This window comes from Limnohabitans sp. 63ED37-2 (assembly GCF_001412535.1).
GTDB lineage: Bacteria > Pseudomonadota > Gammaproteobacteria > Burkholderiales > Burkholderiaceae_C > Limnohabitans_A.
On sequence record NZ_CP011774.1, the window covers coordinates 1,121,479 to 1,134,125 of the forward strand.

Here is a 12,647-nt window from a genome sequence, read left to right on the forward strand (position 1 = left end):
TCGATTGTGCACCGGCCACAAGATACGCGATCACCCATGAAAAAAGCCCCTTGCGGGGCTTTCTCGGGGGGCATGATCTGAAGATCAGACGCGCTTGCGGTATTCGCCTGTGCGGGTGTCGATCTCGATCTTGTCGCCTTGGCTCACGAACAAAGGCACTGGCACTTCCATGCCGGTGGCGATCTTGGCGGGCTTGAGCACCTTGCCAGAGGTGTCGCCTTTGACAGCGGGCTCGGTCCAGGTGATCTCGCGCACCACGCTGGTGGGCAATTCGACCGAGATGGCTTTCTCGTTGTAGAACACCACTTCGAGTTCCATGCCGTCTTCGAGGTAGTTCAGGGCGTCGCCCATGTTGGTGGCTTCGACTTCGTACTGGTTGAAATCGGTGTCCATGCACACGTACATGGGGTCAGCGAAGTACGAGTAGGTGCACTCTTTTTTGTCCAGAATGACCTGGTCCATCTTGTCGTCGGCGCGGAACACAACTTCGGTGCCGAAGTTGGCGATCAAGCTCTTGAGCTTCATGCGCACGGTGGACGAGCCGCGGCCACCGCGTTGGTATTCGGTGCGCAGGACGACCATGGGGTCTTTGCCGTGCATGATGACGTTGCCGACGCGGATTTCTTGAGCGGTTTTCATAGGAATTGAGTCTGAAATGAAAGAGGGTGGCTTGAAGCCAAGCCAGTTATTCTAACCTGTGGGGCTTGGCTTTGGGGCTGGGGGCGACCGCAGGCAATCAGTCCCGCGTCGTCAGGCCGTGGGCCAAAGCGCCCAGCACAATGCCGCCCAAGGCCCACAAGATGTCGGTGTTACCGGTTCCCAAGGCCGCAATCGCGGGGCCGGGGCAAACGCCCGACAACCCCCAGCCCACACCAAAAATGGCGGAGCCGATCACGGTCTGGCGGTTCCAGCTGGCCGGTTGCGTCAGGAACTGACCGCCCAGAAAGGGGCGGCCCAGCCAGCGGGGAACACCTTTGTAAGCCAGCATGGCCAGGCCTGCAGCACCGCCCATGACCAAGATCAGGCCCCAGTCTTGAAAGCGCAAAAAGCTCAAAACCACATCGGGTTGGACCATGGTGGCCAAAGACAAGCCAAAGCCAAACAAGGCCCCGGCGACCAGGGTGACCAGCGCTTTGGGCAGGGTCAGGGTGTGAGGGTTCAGCGGGTTCATGCCAGGCCTTTCGTGAAGATGGCCATCAGGTTGGCGGTCATGAAGGCGGTGGCCATGAAGGTGAGCACCGCGCCCAGCGAAGGCAGTTGCAACGAGCCCAGGCCACAAATGCCGTGGCCCGATGTGCAGCCATTGCCCAAGCGGGCACCGTAGCCCACCAAAAAGCCGCCACCCAACAGCTGCCAGGCGGGCACGCTGGTGTGCTGCGCCTCGCCGCCCGCCAGCGTGAACCGCCAAACCAGCGCCCCCAGCACCACGCCCAGCGCGTAAACCAGCCGCCAGTTGCGGGTGCTGACAAAGCGCGCTTGCTGAAAAAACGCCCGTTTGGACACGAACGACCAACTGCTGGAAAAAACGGAACTCATGCCGCCCACCCAGCCGTTGAACACATAAAGCAGCGCCACGCCAGCGCCAATGGTCAGGCCGCCCAGCAGGTAGTGCTGCCAGCCGAGGGGGAAGAGGGTGTCAATCAGAGTCATGGGTCGGGATTATCGGGCACGCGGATCTGGTCAATTTTGCATACATACAGATTGATTGCTCTGGGTTTCAGGATCTTCTCAATTATTTTGTATTAGCGAGCGCGACTTACAAAAAAATGTAAACATTGGTGGTATATTTTGACGCGACGCCGACTGACAAACCTCAGCGGATGACCAACAAGGAGTGCCGGGTTTCATGGTGAATTTATACCTGTACAAAAATTCAGGCATGGAGACCGAAGGCCTTGTCCGATATGGTTTTCAGCCTATTCATCAAAAGTATGTATCGACTCGGCCCGGATGTAACACCCGGGTTTTGCGGTCTACATTGAGTTAGCTGGCCATGAAAATTCAGCCACTTTCAAATCCTCAAGTCGTTATTCGCCCTTTTGCTACGGAGGACGCGGATGAATTTGCTGCGGCCGCGCGTGAATCAGTTGAAACCATGAATCCATGGATGCCGTGGTGCACCACTGCTTTCACTCCAAGCGATGCACTTGCATGGTTTTCCACCTGTGACCGGGAGCGCCAAGCAGATCGTGCCTTCGACATGGGGCTCTTCTGTGCCTCCTCAGGCCTTTTGCTTGGTGGCGCAAGCATCAATCAGCTATCTGGTCAACATCGTTACGGCAACGTTGGCTACTGGGTTCGGCAGTCGCAGCAACGCAAGGGTTTTGCTCTACAAGCAATTGCGTTACTCGCAGAGTTCGGCTTCAAGCAGCTGGGGCTTTATCGCCTTGAAATTGTCGTCGCCACTGGTAACGTCGCGAGCCAAGCAGCCGCTGCTGCAAGCGGTGCCGCGCTTGAGTCTCTGGCTCGCAATCGTATTTTCCTCCACGGGCGGCCCGTCGACGCGCATGTTTATGTCCTACTTCCAAATACTCAAGCCAGCTAACCCCTCGTTCAACCGGACGTGCTTCGGCGTGGCGGAGCCGGGCATCATTTCATTCTTGCCCGGCTCCGCCACTCTGGCGCACGCCGGTTAACTCAAACGTTAGACCGCAATGCGCCATTTGCTCGGGTTCCTACTCCGTCCGGAGATATCGCTCTGGAAGTACAGCATGTGCCTGGCGCAACTGGCACTCATCCCTTCAGCACTTCTCTACTCGCTGGCGAGATTTTTCGCCGAAACCGCTGGGATGGACGTCGCAGCGCATGCGGCGCCGGCAAGGGAGGTCACGCTCGGTAGTGTTTTTGGTACCGTTGTTTTTGCACCGTTATTCGAGACGTTCATGCTGGCTGGGCTACTCAAGGTGCTGTCGTCGACATCACTGCAGCCTGCTGTGTGTGCTGCAATTTCTGCTGTGTTGTGGGGTGGGGTCCACGGGTTTTTCGGGGCGCTCTGGTTCTTCGGAACTGCATGGAGCTTCTTTGTGTTCTCGTGCGGCTACATTTCTTGGCGCCGTGAATCGTTTAGCCAGGGCTTTTTGGCGGCTGCGGTGCCACACGCGCTGGTGAATTCAATTGCAATGCTCCTTCTATGGAGTGCGAAAAGTGAGCTCTAACCAGTCGCTCGATCCTACTCGCGTCGTGAAGCTGCAGCGCGAGGCTCAGCTTGGGCGTTACATGGCATTTCAGGATTTCAGAAAATGACAAAGGCATTTCTTAGTCACGGATGGTGCGACGCGACGGTCGTCGCCAAGATTGCTGAGGCCTTGGAGTCTCAGGGCATCAATGTCTTCCTGGATAAATGGGACATTTCACACGGTAAGCTTATTTGGGCAACAATTGATCGCGCGATTGACGAAGCCTCAAAACTCGTCGTTTTCCTGTCTCGCGACGCTTTGGATGGTAAGGGTTTCAAATAGGAGATCGATCTTGGCTTGCAGAAGGCATATGAGCGGCATGGCGACGTGTTCATTATTCCGGTTGCACTTGACCCAATCGAGGACATGCATCCCCTCCTGCCAGTTCGAATCCGTGCCGCAAACATGATTCGAGCATTCGAAATCGGCTTCGCAAACACGATTGATGAGATTCGCAATGCAATCCGGGGAAATTCACCGACACGTGTCGCAGCCAACGCGCCAACAGATTTTTACTATCGCGCATTTCCGATGTCGCAGTTCATGATTGTGGAACTCGGGACAGGGCTTCAAGTTCAAGAGGGTTTTGGATTTGAAACGAATTGGGCACAACCGGTTAAGTTCATTGATGCTGGCATGGGACCAGCAGGAAGGCCACACAATGTGGCTTGGTCCGCAGGCATCTGGGCAACAACCGCTGGCTTCCACATATCTTCGCAGCCTGACAGGATTGTTCGTCCGGCCTACAGCAATCGGTCCATTAAGCGCAATGAGTCGTTCTTCGTACTAGTCGAGTATTCGCAGCAGCGATGTCCGGCAGAACCAACCTTGGTCAGGTTATACGATCAGTTCTTTCAACTGATTCGTGACCCCGTTGAGAAGCATCCGTGACAACTCCAATGTCATGTAACAAAACGGTGAACGGGAGGGCTCGGCTAGACGCCCTTTTTTTACCCTGTATTTGTTGTCAACCCATGAACTTGATGAGTTGCTTGACCAAATGAGTTTGCCCAGAAATTTGATGTCGCTTGATTTGGGTGTTCTGGCTCCAAATGCGCAGTGTTTCGGCATTGAGCGTTGGCCATTTACCCGCTTCCATTCCATTCCAAACCCGATGCGCCTTGCGCAAACTCTCCGGGACCTGCATCCAATCCAAAAATGCCTCCAGCTTGGCGTGGTGCGCGTTGTCGTCTTGTGGGTAGATCTGCCAGATGAAGGGTTGGCCTGCCCATAGCGCCCGGACCAGCGAGTCTTCGCCACGCACAAAGTTGAGGTCGCAGGCCCAGAGCATTTCGTCGAAGCCGTTTTGGTCGGTGTAGGGCAGGGTGCTCCAGTTCGGTGGTTCGGCCATGCCTGCCAGTGCTTGCTGCACCGCTGCCAGCGGGCGGCCGGGGGTGACGAGCAGGTGGTGGGGTGTGCCCGCCAGTTGCGCCAGCAGCTGGGGCAGGGCGGCGGGTTCGTAGCAGAACAGGCTGATCAGCAGGCCGTTCGGGGCCGGGTTGGGGGCGTGCTGTTGGCGCCAGGCAGCGCGGTCAAAGCGTTGCTGGCGCTCCATCAGGTTGGCCTCGCGCAGCAGGCCGCCCGTGTCTGGGGTGAAGCCGGGGTAAAAGAAGGTCTTGGTCCAGCCCTTGGCCGGGCCGCTCATGATGGGCGAGGGCAGCTGGTGCATGCGGGGCACCCAGTCTTCGGCGCTCAGGTATTCGAGGTTGATCCACTTGGGTTGTTGCGCTCGGGTGGCTACGCCGTGCGCCACAAAGGCTTCGGGGATGTTGCAGCCAAAGGCTTCGACCCAGACGTCGGCCGGGGGCAGCGCTTGCAGGGTGCTGGTTTGGCTGGCTTCGGCCCATGGCCGCACTTCAATGCCAGGCTCTTGGTGGGCGGTGGGGGCCATCCAAGCCAGGGCCGAGGCGTCGTCCACCCACAGGCGCACGCGTTGGCCCGCGTCGCGCAACTGGCGCGTCAGGCGCCAGCACACGCCCAGGTCGCCGTGGTTGTCGATGACGGTGCAGAAGATGTCCCAGAGTTGGCCAGTTTGCATGCGGCGATTGTCGCTGGAGATTTCACACACATCTTTTCACAGACAATAGCCGCCATGTCGCACAACCATGATGAAGCCCTGCTCGCGCAAGTTGCCGCGCTGCCCGCCTTGCCGGGGGTGTACCGCTACTTTGATGCGCAGGAGCAGCTGCTGTATGTGGGCAAGGCGCTGAACCTCAAGCGCCGGGTGTCGAGCTATTTCCAGAAAGACCATGGCGGCACCCGCATTGGCCACATGGTCAGCAAGATCACGCGCATGGAGACCACGGTGGTGCGCTCCGAGGCCGAGGCGCTGCTGCTGGAAAACAACCTCATCAAGACGCTGCACCCGCGCTTCAACATCCTGTTTCGGGACGACAAGAGTTACCCCTACCTCAAGCTCACGGGCAACGGCCGCGTGGCGCTGCCCGCTATGGTGAAGACGCCCGAGGCGCAGCATTACCCGCGTGTGGCGTATTACCGGGGTGCGGTGGAAAAGAAGCACCGTTACTTTGGGCCGTTTCCCAGCGCCTGGGCGGTCAAGGAGTCGATTCAGCTGATTCAGAAGGTGTTCAGGTTGCGCACCTGCGAGGACACGGTGTTTGCCAACCGCACCCGGCCTTGCCTGCTGTTTCAGATCAAGCGTTGCTCAGGTCCGTGTGTGAACCTGATCAGCCCCGAAGACTACAAGGCCGATGTGCAGCATGCCGAGCAGTTTTTGCGCGGTGAGACCCAGGCGCTGATGCACGAGATGGAAGCGCGGATGATGGCGCACGCCGACAAGCTCGAATTCGAGTTGGCCGCCGAGGTGCGCAACCAGTTGACGGCGCTGTCGCGGGTCTTGCACCAGCAGTCAGTCGACACGGCGGTGGACACCGATGCCGACATTTTGGTGGCCAAAGTGCAGGGCGGCCGCGCCTGTGTGAACCTGGCCATGGTGCGTGGCGGTCGGCATTTGGGCGACCGGCCTTACTTTCCGGTGCATGTGCAAGACGCGCAGGACCTGCTGGGGCTGGAGGAGAGCGAAGACGAGGGTGAAGGGCAGGGAGAGGGTGAACCCAAACGCCCGGTCGAGGTGCAGGTGCTCGAAGCGTTTTTGGCCCAGCACTACATTGGCGTACCCGTGCCGCCACTCCTGATCTTGAGCGCGGCGGTCGACAAATCATTGATCGCGGCTTTGTCGGCGCAGTCGGGCGTGAAGATCAGCACGGTGACCAATCCGCGCGAGCACCGCCGCGTGTGGCTGGAGATGGCCGAGAAAAACGCCGAGCTGCAACTGGCCCGTTTGCTGGCCGAAGAAGGCTCGCAGCAGGCCCGCACCCGGGCGTTGGCCGAGGCGCTGGACTTGGCGCCAGACGATTTGGACCAGCTGCACATCGAGTGTTTCGACATCTCACACACGGCAGGCGAGAACACGCAGGCCTCTTGTGTGGTGTTCCGCCAGCACAAGATGCAAAGCGGCGACTACCGCCGCTACAACATCGAGGGCATCACTCCCGGTGACGATTACGCCGCCATGCGCCAGGTGTTGATGCGCCGCTATGGCAAGCTGGCCGAAGCTTTGCGCTCGGGCGAAGGCACGGCCCGGCTGCCGGACTTGGTGCTGATCGACGGCGGCAAAGGCCAAGTGAGCATGGCGCGTGAGGTGTTCACCGACTTGGGGCTGGACCTCTCGCGCATCGTGGGCGTGGAAAAAGGCGAGGGCCGCAAGGTGGGTCTGGAAGAGCTGGTGTTTGCCGATGGCCGCGAGAAGGTCTACCTGGGCAAGGACTCGGCCGCGCTGATGCTGGTGGCGCAAATCCGCGACGAGGCACACCGCTTTGCCATAACCGGCATGCGGGCCCAGCGGGCCAAGGTGCGCATGGGCGGCAGCAAGATCGAAGAAATCCCCGGCATTGGCCCACGCAAACGCGCCAAGCTGTTGCAACGCTTTGGCGGTGTGCGGGGTGTGGAAAGCGCCAGCGTGGAGGACTTGCTGGGCGTGGAAGGCATCTCGCGCGAGCTGGCTGAGACCATTTACAACGCCTTGCACTGAGCCCATAACCGTCTGTCATCGCGCTGTTGGCTTGGCGTGCCACAATCTGCAGCATGTTTTTCACCATTCCCACCATCATGACCTGGACGCGCATTGTCGCGATCCCTTTGATCATTGGCGTGTACTACCTCGACACTTTGACGATCGAGACGAAAAATTGGATCGCGACGGTGCTGTTTGTGTTGTTCGCTTTCACCGATTGGCTGGACGGATTTTTGGCCCGCAAGCTCAACCAGACCTCGGCTTTTGGGGCCTTTTTGGACCCGGTGGCCGACAAGTTTTTGGTCTGCGCGGCCTTGTTGATGCTGGTGCAGATGGACCGGGTGAATGTGCTGGTGGCCCTCATCATCATTGGCCGCGAGATCGCTATTTCGTCCTTGCGCGAGTGGATGGCGCAAATTGGTGCAGGCAAAAGTGTGGCCGTGCACATGGTGGGCAAACTCAAAACCACGGTGCAAATGGTGGCCATTCCCTTCTTGCTCTACAACGGCACGCTGTTTGGCGTGATCGATACCCGCGATTGGGGTGCCGTGCTGATTGTGGTGGCCGCCGTTTTGACGGTCTGGTCCATGGTGTATTACATGCAAAAGGCCTTGCCTGAGATCAGAGCCCGCGTGAAATGAGCGGCAGCCGTTCGTCTGACGGCTGGTTGGCAGCGATCCCCGTTGTGTTTGTGCTGATCTGGAGCACCGGTTTCATCGTCGCCCGCTACGGCATGCCCCATGCACCCCCATTGTCTTTTTTGGCGCTGCGCTACACCTTGTCCATCGCCTGCTTTTTGGCCTGGATTTCATGGTCCAAGGTGGCTTGGCCACAAACGCGCTCGCAATGGCTGCATCTGTCCGTGACCGGTGTGCTGATGCATGCGGGTTATCTGGGCGGCGTGTGGGTGGCGGTCAAGGCCGGGATGGGCTCGGGCTTGTCGTCCTTGATTGTGGGGTTCCAACCGGTTTTGACGGCCATTTGGTTGGCCTACAGTTTGCGGGGCAGCGATCAGCCCGGTGTCTCGCGAAGGCAGTGGCTGGGCCTGTTGCTCGGTTTTCTGGGTCTGCTCATGGTGGTCTGGCGCAAGTTGACCCTGGGCACGCCCCTCGACCACGTCACGCCGGTCAACATGGCCTTTGCCTTGGCTGCTTTGCTCAGCATCACCGTGGGTACCCTTTACCAAAAGCGATTTGTCCAAGCCTGTGATGTGCGATCGGCCAACACGGTGCAGTTGTTGGCCGCGTTGGTGGTCACCTTGCCTTTTGCCTTGATGGAAACCGAAACCATGCGCTGGAACGGTGAATTGGTGGGGGCCATGACCTGGTCGGTGCTGGGTTTGACCCTGGGCGGGAGTTCGCTGCTTTACATCTTGATCCAGCGCGGGGCTGCTGCCTCGGTGACCAGCCTCCTGTTTTTGGTGCCGCCGACCACGGCCATGATGGCCTGGCTGCTTTTTGGCGAAGCCATCACCTGGGCCACCCTGCTGGGCACCGCCTTGACGGCTGTGGGTGTGAGTTGGGTGGTGCGACCGTCCCGCAGGTGAAATCGATGCCCCGGCTTTGTTGCTAAGCTCTTGATTTTTCAAGTCCTGTCCATTTTTTCCAGATTCAGAAAGTAAGCCCTATGAGCAAGCACCGCATCGCTGTCATTCCCGGAGATGGCATTGGCAAGGAAGTCATGCCAGAAGGCCTGCGCGTGATGGACGCCGCAGCCCGCAAATTTGGCATTGATCTACACTTTGACCACTTCGACTTTTCCAGCTGGGACTACTTTGAAAAGCATGGCCAGATGCTGCCGGACAACTGGAAAGACCAGATCGGCGGCCACGATGCTTTGTATTTTGGTGCGGTAGGCTGGCCTGAAAAAATCGCCGACCACGTCTCGCTGTGGGGCTCGCTGCTTTTGTTCCGCCGAGAGTTTGACCAGTACATCAACCTGCGCCCAGCCCGCTTGATGCCCGGAATCATCGCGCCGGTGGTGCGCCGTGACGGCAGCCCACGCCAGCCCGGTGAGATCGACATGTACATCGTGCGCGAAAACACCGAGGGCGAGTACTCGGCTGTGGGGGGGCGCATGTTCCCGGGTACCGAGCGCGAGATTGTGATGCAAGAGACCATCATGAGCCGCATTGGCGTTGACCGCGTATTGAAGTTTGCTTTCGAATTGGCTCAGTCCCGCCCCAAAAAGCACCTGACCAGCGCCACCAAATCGAACGGCATTGCCATCACCATGCCCTACTGGGATGAGCGTGTGGCCGAGATGGCCAAGGGCTACCCGGGCATCAACGTGGACAAGTTCCACATCGACATCCTCACCGCCCACTTTGTGCAACGCCCCGACTTTTTTGACGTGGTGGTGGCCAGCAATTTGTTTGGCGACATCCTGAGCGACTTGGGACCGGCCTGCACGGGCACCATTGGCATTGCGCCCAGCGCCAACCTCAACCCGGACCGCAAGTTCCCTTCACTCTTTGAGCCCGTTCACGGCTCGGCCCCCGACATCGCAGGCAAAGGCATTGCCAACCCGATTGGCCAGATCTGGTGTGGTGCCATGATGCTCGAATTTTTGGGCTACAAAGACGCGCACGATGCCGTTCTCGGCGCCATTGAAAAGGTGTTGGCAGCTGGTGCCGACGCGCCGCGTACCCCCGATTTGGGTGGGAAAGCTTCCACCGCCGACGTGGGTCGGGCGATTGCGCAGGCGCTTTGAGCCGAGCCATTAAAAAAACCCGCACCCATTTTTTGCAAGTACTACTTTCAAGGCTAGAATCCAACGCCAATCGGGCGAGCGTGAATGCGATTGACAGACCCACAAGGTCTGGTTTTAATCACTACAGGCATTCACTGCCTGAACAAATTTCATCAACATGTCCATGTCGTTGATACCGATCACAGTCCCAACGTCGGTCCTTCCGGCAACAACACACAGAGGTTTTTTGTGAACAAAACAGAATTGATCGAACACATTGCCAAGCACGCCGACCTGTCCAAGGCGGCAGCCGGTCGCGCCCTCGAAGCCACCATGGGCGCAGTGCGCACCACTTTGAAAAAAGGTGGCACGGTTTCCCTGGTGGGTTTTGGCACATTTGCCGTGGGCAAGCGGGCTGCTCGCACAGGCCGCAACCCCCGTACGGGCGCTGCGATTAAAATCAAGAAAGCCAATGTGCCAAAGTTCCGTCCAGGCAAGGGCCTGAAAGACGCTTTGAACTGAAAACACATGTGAGAGGGCGCTTAGCTCAGTTGGTAGAGCGGCTCCTTTACACGGAGTAGGTCGGCGGTTCGAGACCGTCAGCGCCCACCACCTCTCAAACAAAGGCGAACCCCAGGTTCGCCTTTTTTATTGACAACCCGAGACTTCCGACATGTTTGACACCATCCGCAACAATTCCAAGATCCTGATGGGCTTGCTGGTTTTGCTGATCATTCCCTCGTTTGTATTGTTTGGCGTGGACGGTTACAGCAACATGAATGACCGGGGTGCTGTGGTCGCCAAAGTCGGCGACCTGGAAATCACCCAGCAAGAGTGGGATGCGATGCACCAACAAGAGGTGGACCGCATCCGTGCCGCTACGCCCAATCTGGATGCCAAACTGCTGGGCTCCGAAGAGGCCCGCTACGCCAGCCTCGAGCGCATGGTCAATGACCGCTTGATTGCTGTGGCTGCAGAAAAGCAGTTGCTGGTCACCAGCAACCAGCGCCTGGCCAACTACTTGCAGCAAGACCCCTCGATCGCCAGTTTGCGCGGACCCGACGGCAAACTCGACATGGAGCGTTACCGCCAACTCGCGGCCAGCCAAGGCATGACGCCTGAAATGTTCGAAGCGCGTGTGCGCCGTGACCTGTCCAACCAACAGGTGCTTTCCAGCTTGCAGGCCTCTGCTGTCGCCTCGCAGCGTCAAACCGACACCGCTTTGCAAGCCTATTTGCAGCGCCGCGAAATCCAGATCCAGCGCTTTGAACCTGCCGCTTTTGCGGCCAAGGTTCAGGTGACAGATGCCGATCTGGAAAAGTTCTACCAAACCCAGTCCGAGCGTTTCCGTTCGCCAGAGTCGGCTGACGTGGAGTACCTGGTCCTCGACGCAGCGGCTTTGGCCAAAACCATCCAGTTGCCCGAGCAGGACGTGAAAACCTACTACGAGCAAAACCTGCAGCGCCTCTCTGGCCAAGAGCAGCGCCGGGCCCGCCACATCCTGATCAACGCAGCCAAAGACGCGCCTGCCGCAGACCGTGAAAAAGCCCGCGCCAAAGCCGAAGCCCTGCTCGCCGATGTGCGCAAAGACCCCAAGGCCTTTGCAGAGTTGGCCCGCAAAAACTCGGATGACCCAGGCTCGGCCGCCAATGGGGGCGACTTGGACTTTTTTGCCAAAGGTGCCATGGTCAAGTCATTTGAAGACGCCGCTTTCGCCCTGAAAAAAGGGGACATCAGCGCGGTGGTCGAGACTGAATTCGGTTTCCACATCATCCAGCTGACCGACATCAAGGCCCCGGCCACGCCCAGCCTGGAAGCCATGCGGCCCAAGCTTGAAGCCGATTTGCGCGAGCAACAGGCCAAACGTCAATTTGCGGAACTGGCGGAGACCTTCAGCAACAGCGTCTACGAGCAAGCCGACACTTTCAAGCCTGTGGCTGAAAAGCTCAAGCTCACCATTCAGCAAGCGCAAGGCCTGAGCCGTGCCCCCACGCCTGCAACAGCTGGCGTGATGGCCAGCCCCAAAGTCTTGGAAGCCTTGTTCTCTGAGGAGTCGATCAGCAAGCGCCGCAACACGGCCGCCATTGAGTTGGGCAACAACACCCTGGTCTCTGCACGCATCGTCAACTACCGTGCAGCGGCTGTGCGACCCTTTGCCGAAGTCAAAGAATCGGTGCGCACCCAATTCATGTTGGAGCAAGCCCAAGCCTTGGCCAAGGCCGAAGGTCAGGCCCGCCTGAACGCCTGGAAAGCCCAGCCTGCCCAAGCGCAGGTGGGCAATGCGGTGGTGGTCTCGCGTGACCAAACACAGGGCCAGCCCCAGGCTGTGATCGATGCGGCCCTTCGTGCAGACCCCTCTGCCATGCCTGCCTTGGTGGGAGTGGACTTGGGCGCACAAGGCTACGCGGTGGTGCGTGTGAACAAGCTGGTGCCACGCGAAGAGCCCAATTCGCAGCAGCAAGCCCAAAGCCGCGAGCAATTTGCCCGTTTGCTGGGCAACGCAGAAGCCGGAGCCTACCTGGCCCACCTGCGGTCGCAGTTCAAGGTGGAAATCAAGGTCAACAAACCCAAAGGCCGTGCAGCTTCATAATTCTCCCCAGAGCGGGAATTTGATCTGAAGTTCGGGTTATAATTTTGGCTTCGCGGTGGCTGTAGCTCAGTTGGTAGAGTCCAGGATTGTGATTCCTGTTGTCGTGGGTTCGAGCCCCATCAGCCACCCCAAAATCATGCAAAAGCCCAGCCTTCAC

The 12,647-nt window shown here is 58.7% G+C and carries 14 protein-coding genes and 2 tRNA genes; 12 read left to right on the forward strand and 4 right to left on the reverse strand.

Going from position 1 to position 12,647, the window contains the following annotated elements; all coding sequences use genetic code 11:
* Positions 1–84: 84 nt before the first annotated feature.
* The 3 genes from efp to L63ED372_RS05410 form a co-directional block, all read right to left on the reverse strand.
* A complete protein-coding gene (gene efp, locus L63ED372_RS05400) occupies positions 85–639 on the reverse strand; it encodes an elongation factor P (RefSeq protein WP_062404128.1) in 555 nt (184 codons plus the stop codon).
* 97 nt (positions 640–736) lie between these two features.
* Positions 737–1,171, reverse strand: coding sequence for a DUF6691 family protein (locus L63ED372_RS05405; RefSeq protein WP_062404130.1), 435 nt, complete (start codon positions 1,169–1,171; stop codon positions 737–739).
* Positions 1,168–1,650 (reverse strand): YeeE/YedE family protein, encoded by a 483-nt coding sequence (locus tag L63ED372_RS05410; RefSeq protein ID WP_062404132.1) that lies wholly within the window; start codon positions 1,648–1,650, stop codon positions 1,168–1,170. The genes L63ED372_RS05405 and L63ED372_RS05410 overlap by 4 nt, the downstream gene beginning before the upstream one ends.
* A gap of 343 nt (positions 1,651–1,993) precedes the next feature.
* On the opposite strand from L63ED372_RS05410, the gene L63ED372_RS16125 reads away from it, so the two are divergent.
* The 4 genes from L63ED372_RS16125 (at position 1,994) to L63ED372_RS05425 (ending at position 4,067) form a co-directional block, all read left to right on the forward strand.
* A complete protein-coding gene (locus tag L63ED372_RS16125; protein ID WP_082431595.1) occupies positions 1,994–2,545 on the forward strand; it encodes a GNAT family N-acetyltransferase in 552 nt (183 codons plus the stop codon).
* Between the two features lie 166 nt (positions 2,546–2,711).
* Positions 2,712–3,155: a hypothetical protein gene (locus tag L63ED372_RS05415; RefSeq protein WP_156343556.1), complete on the forward strand. Its 444-nt coding sequence runs from the start codon at positions 2,712–2,714 to the stop codon at positions 3,153–3,155.
* Positions 3,156–3,239: 84 nt separating this feature from the next.
* Positions 3,240–3,458: a toll/interleukin-1 receptor domain-containing protein gene (locus tag L63ED372_RS16680; RefSeq protein WP_062404137.1), complete on the forward strand. Its 219-nt coding sequence runs from the start codon at positions 3,240–3,242 to the stop codon at positions 3,456–3,458.
* 15 nt (positions 3,459–3,473) lie between these two features.
* Complete coding sequence (locus L63ED372_RS05425; RefSeq protein WP_062404139.1) at positions 3,474–4,067, forward strand: hypothetical protein; 594 nt, start codon at positions 3,474–3,476, stop codon at positions 4,065–4,067.
* A 76-nt stretch (positions 4,068–4,143) separates the two neighbouring features.
* Here the strand turns inward: L63ED372_RS05425 and earP are convergent, their stop codons facing one another.
* Positions 4,144–5,214, reverse strand: coding sequence for an elongation factor P maturation arginine rhamnosyltransferase EarP (gene earP, locus L63ED372_RS05430; RefSeq protein ID WP_062407678.1), 1,071 nt, complete (start codon positions 5,212–5,214; stop codon positions 4,144–4,146).
* Between the two features lie 54 nt (positions 5,215–5,268).
* Between earP and uvrC the strand changes: the two genes are divergently transcribed.
* From uvrC to L63ED372_RS05470, 8 genes are all read left to right on the forward strand, one after another.
* Positions 5,269–7,227 (forward strand): excinuclease ABC subunit UvrC, encoded by a 1,959-nt coding sequence (uvrC, locus tag L63ED372_RS05435; protein ID WP_062404142.1) that lies wholly within the window; start codon positions 5,269–5,271, stop codon positions 7,225–7,227.
* A gap of 53 nt (positions 7,228–7,280) precedes the next feature.
* On the forward strand, positions 7,281–7,850 hold the full coding sequence (pgsA, locus tag L63ED372_RS05440; RefSeq protein ID WP_062404144.1) for a CDP-diacylglycerol--glycerol-3-phosphate 3-phosphatidyltransferase: 570 nt from the start codon (positions 7,281–7,283) through the stop codon (positions 7,848–7,850).
* Positions 7,847–8,755, forward strand: a complete 909-nt coding sequence (locus L63ED372_RS05445) for a DMT family transporter (protein WP_062404146.1) — start codon at positions 7,847–7,849, stop codon at positions 8,753–8,755. Before pgsA ends, L63ED372_RS05445 begins: the two co-directional genes overlap by 4 nt.
* A gap of 80 nt (positions 8,756–8,835) precedes the next feature.
* A complete protein-coding gene (locus tag L63ED372_RS05450; RefSeq protein ID WP_062404148.1) occupies positions 8,836–9,921 on the forward strand; it encodes a tartrate dehydrogenase in 1,086 nt (361 codons plus the stop codon).
* A 228-nt stretch (positions 9,922–10,149) separates the two neighbouring features.
* Positions 10,150–10,422 (forward strand): HU family DNA-binding protein, encoded by a 273-nt coding sequence (locus L63ED372_RS05455; protein ID WP_019428312.1) that lies wholly within the window; start codon positions 10,150–10,152, stop codon positions 10,420–10,422.
* Positions 10,423–10,436: 14 nt separating this feature from the next.
* Positions 10,437–10,512 (forward strand) — tRNA-Val (locus L63ED372_RS05460).
* Positions 10,513–10,573: 61 nt separating this feature from the next.
* Complete coding sequence (locus L63ED372_RS05465; RefSeq protein ID WP_062404150.1) at positions 10,574–12,490, forward strand: SurA N-terminal domain-containing protein; 1,917 nt, start codon at positions 10,574–10,576, stop codon at positions 12,488–12,490.
* 55 nt (positions 12,491–12,545) lie between these two features.
* A tRNA-His gene (locus L63ED372_RS05470) sits at positions 12,546–12,621 on the forward strand.
* Positions 12,622–12,647: the final 26 nt, after the last annotated feature.

What these genes read in the sequence shown, in the direction of transcription:
- efp (WP_062404128.1), bottom strand. Translation starts at nt 639, where the DNA reads ATGAAAACCGCTCAAGAAATCCGCGTCGGCAACGTCATCATGCACGGC.
- L63ED372_RS05450 (WP_062404148.1), top strand. Translation starts at nt 8,836, where the DNA reads ATGAGCAAGCACCGCATCGCTGTCATTCCCGGAGATGGCATTGGCAAG.
- pgsA (WP_062404144.1), top strand. Translation starts at nt 7,281, where the DNA reads ATGTTTTTCACCATTCCCACCATCATGACCTGGACGCGCATTGTCGCG.
- L63ED372_RS16680 (WP_062404137.1), top strand. Translation starts at nt 3,240, where the DNA reads ATGACAAAGGCATTTCTTAGTCACGGATGGTGCGACGCGACGGTCGTC.
- L63ED372_RS05465 (WP_062404150.1), top strand. Translation starts at nt 10,574, where the DNA reads ATGTTTGACACCATCCGCAACAATTCCAAGATCCTGATGGGCTTGCTG.
- L63ED372_RS05410 (WP_062404132.1), bottom strand. Translation starts at nt 1,650, where the DNA reads ATGACTCTGATTGACACCCTCTTCCCCCTCGGCTGGCAGCACTACCTG.
- L63ED372_RS05405 (WP_062404130.1), bottom strand. Translation starts at nt 1,171, where the DNA reads ATGAACCCGCTGAACCCTCACACCCTGACCCTGCCCAAAGCGCTGGTC.
- earP (WP_062407678.1), bottom strand. Translation starts at nt 5,214, where the DNA reads ATGCAAACTGGCCAACTCTGGGACATCTTCTGCACCGTCATCGACAAC.
- uvrC (WP_062404142.1), top strand. Translation starts at nt 5,269, where the DNA reads ATGTCGCACAACCATGATGAAGCCCTGCTCGCGCAAGTTGCCGCGCTG.
- L63ED372_RS05445 (WP_062404146.1), top strand. Translation starts at nt 7,847, where the DNA reads ATGAGCGGCAGCCGTTCGTCTGACGGCTGGTTGGCAGCGATCCCCGTT.
- L63ED372_RS05415 (WP_156343556.1), top strand. Translation starts at nt 2,712, where the DNA reads ATGTGCCTGGCGCAACTGGCACTCATCCCTTCAGCACTTCTCTACTCG.
- L63ED372_RS16125 (WP_082431595.1), top strand. Translation starts at nt 1,994, where the DNA reads ATGAAAATTCAGCCACTTTCAAATCCTCAAGTCGTTATTCGCCCTTTT.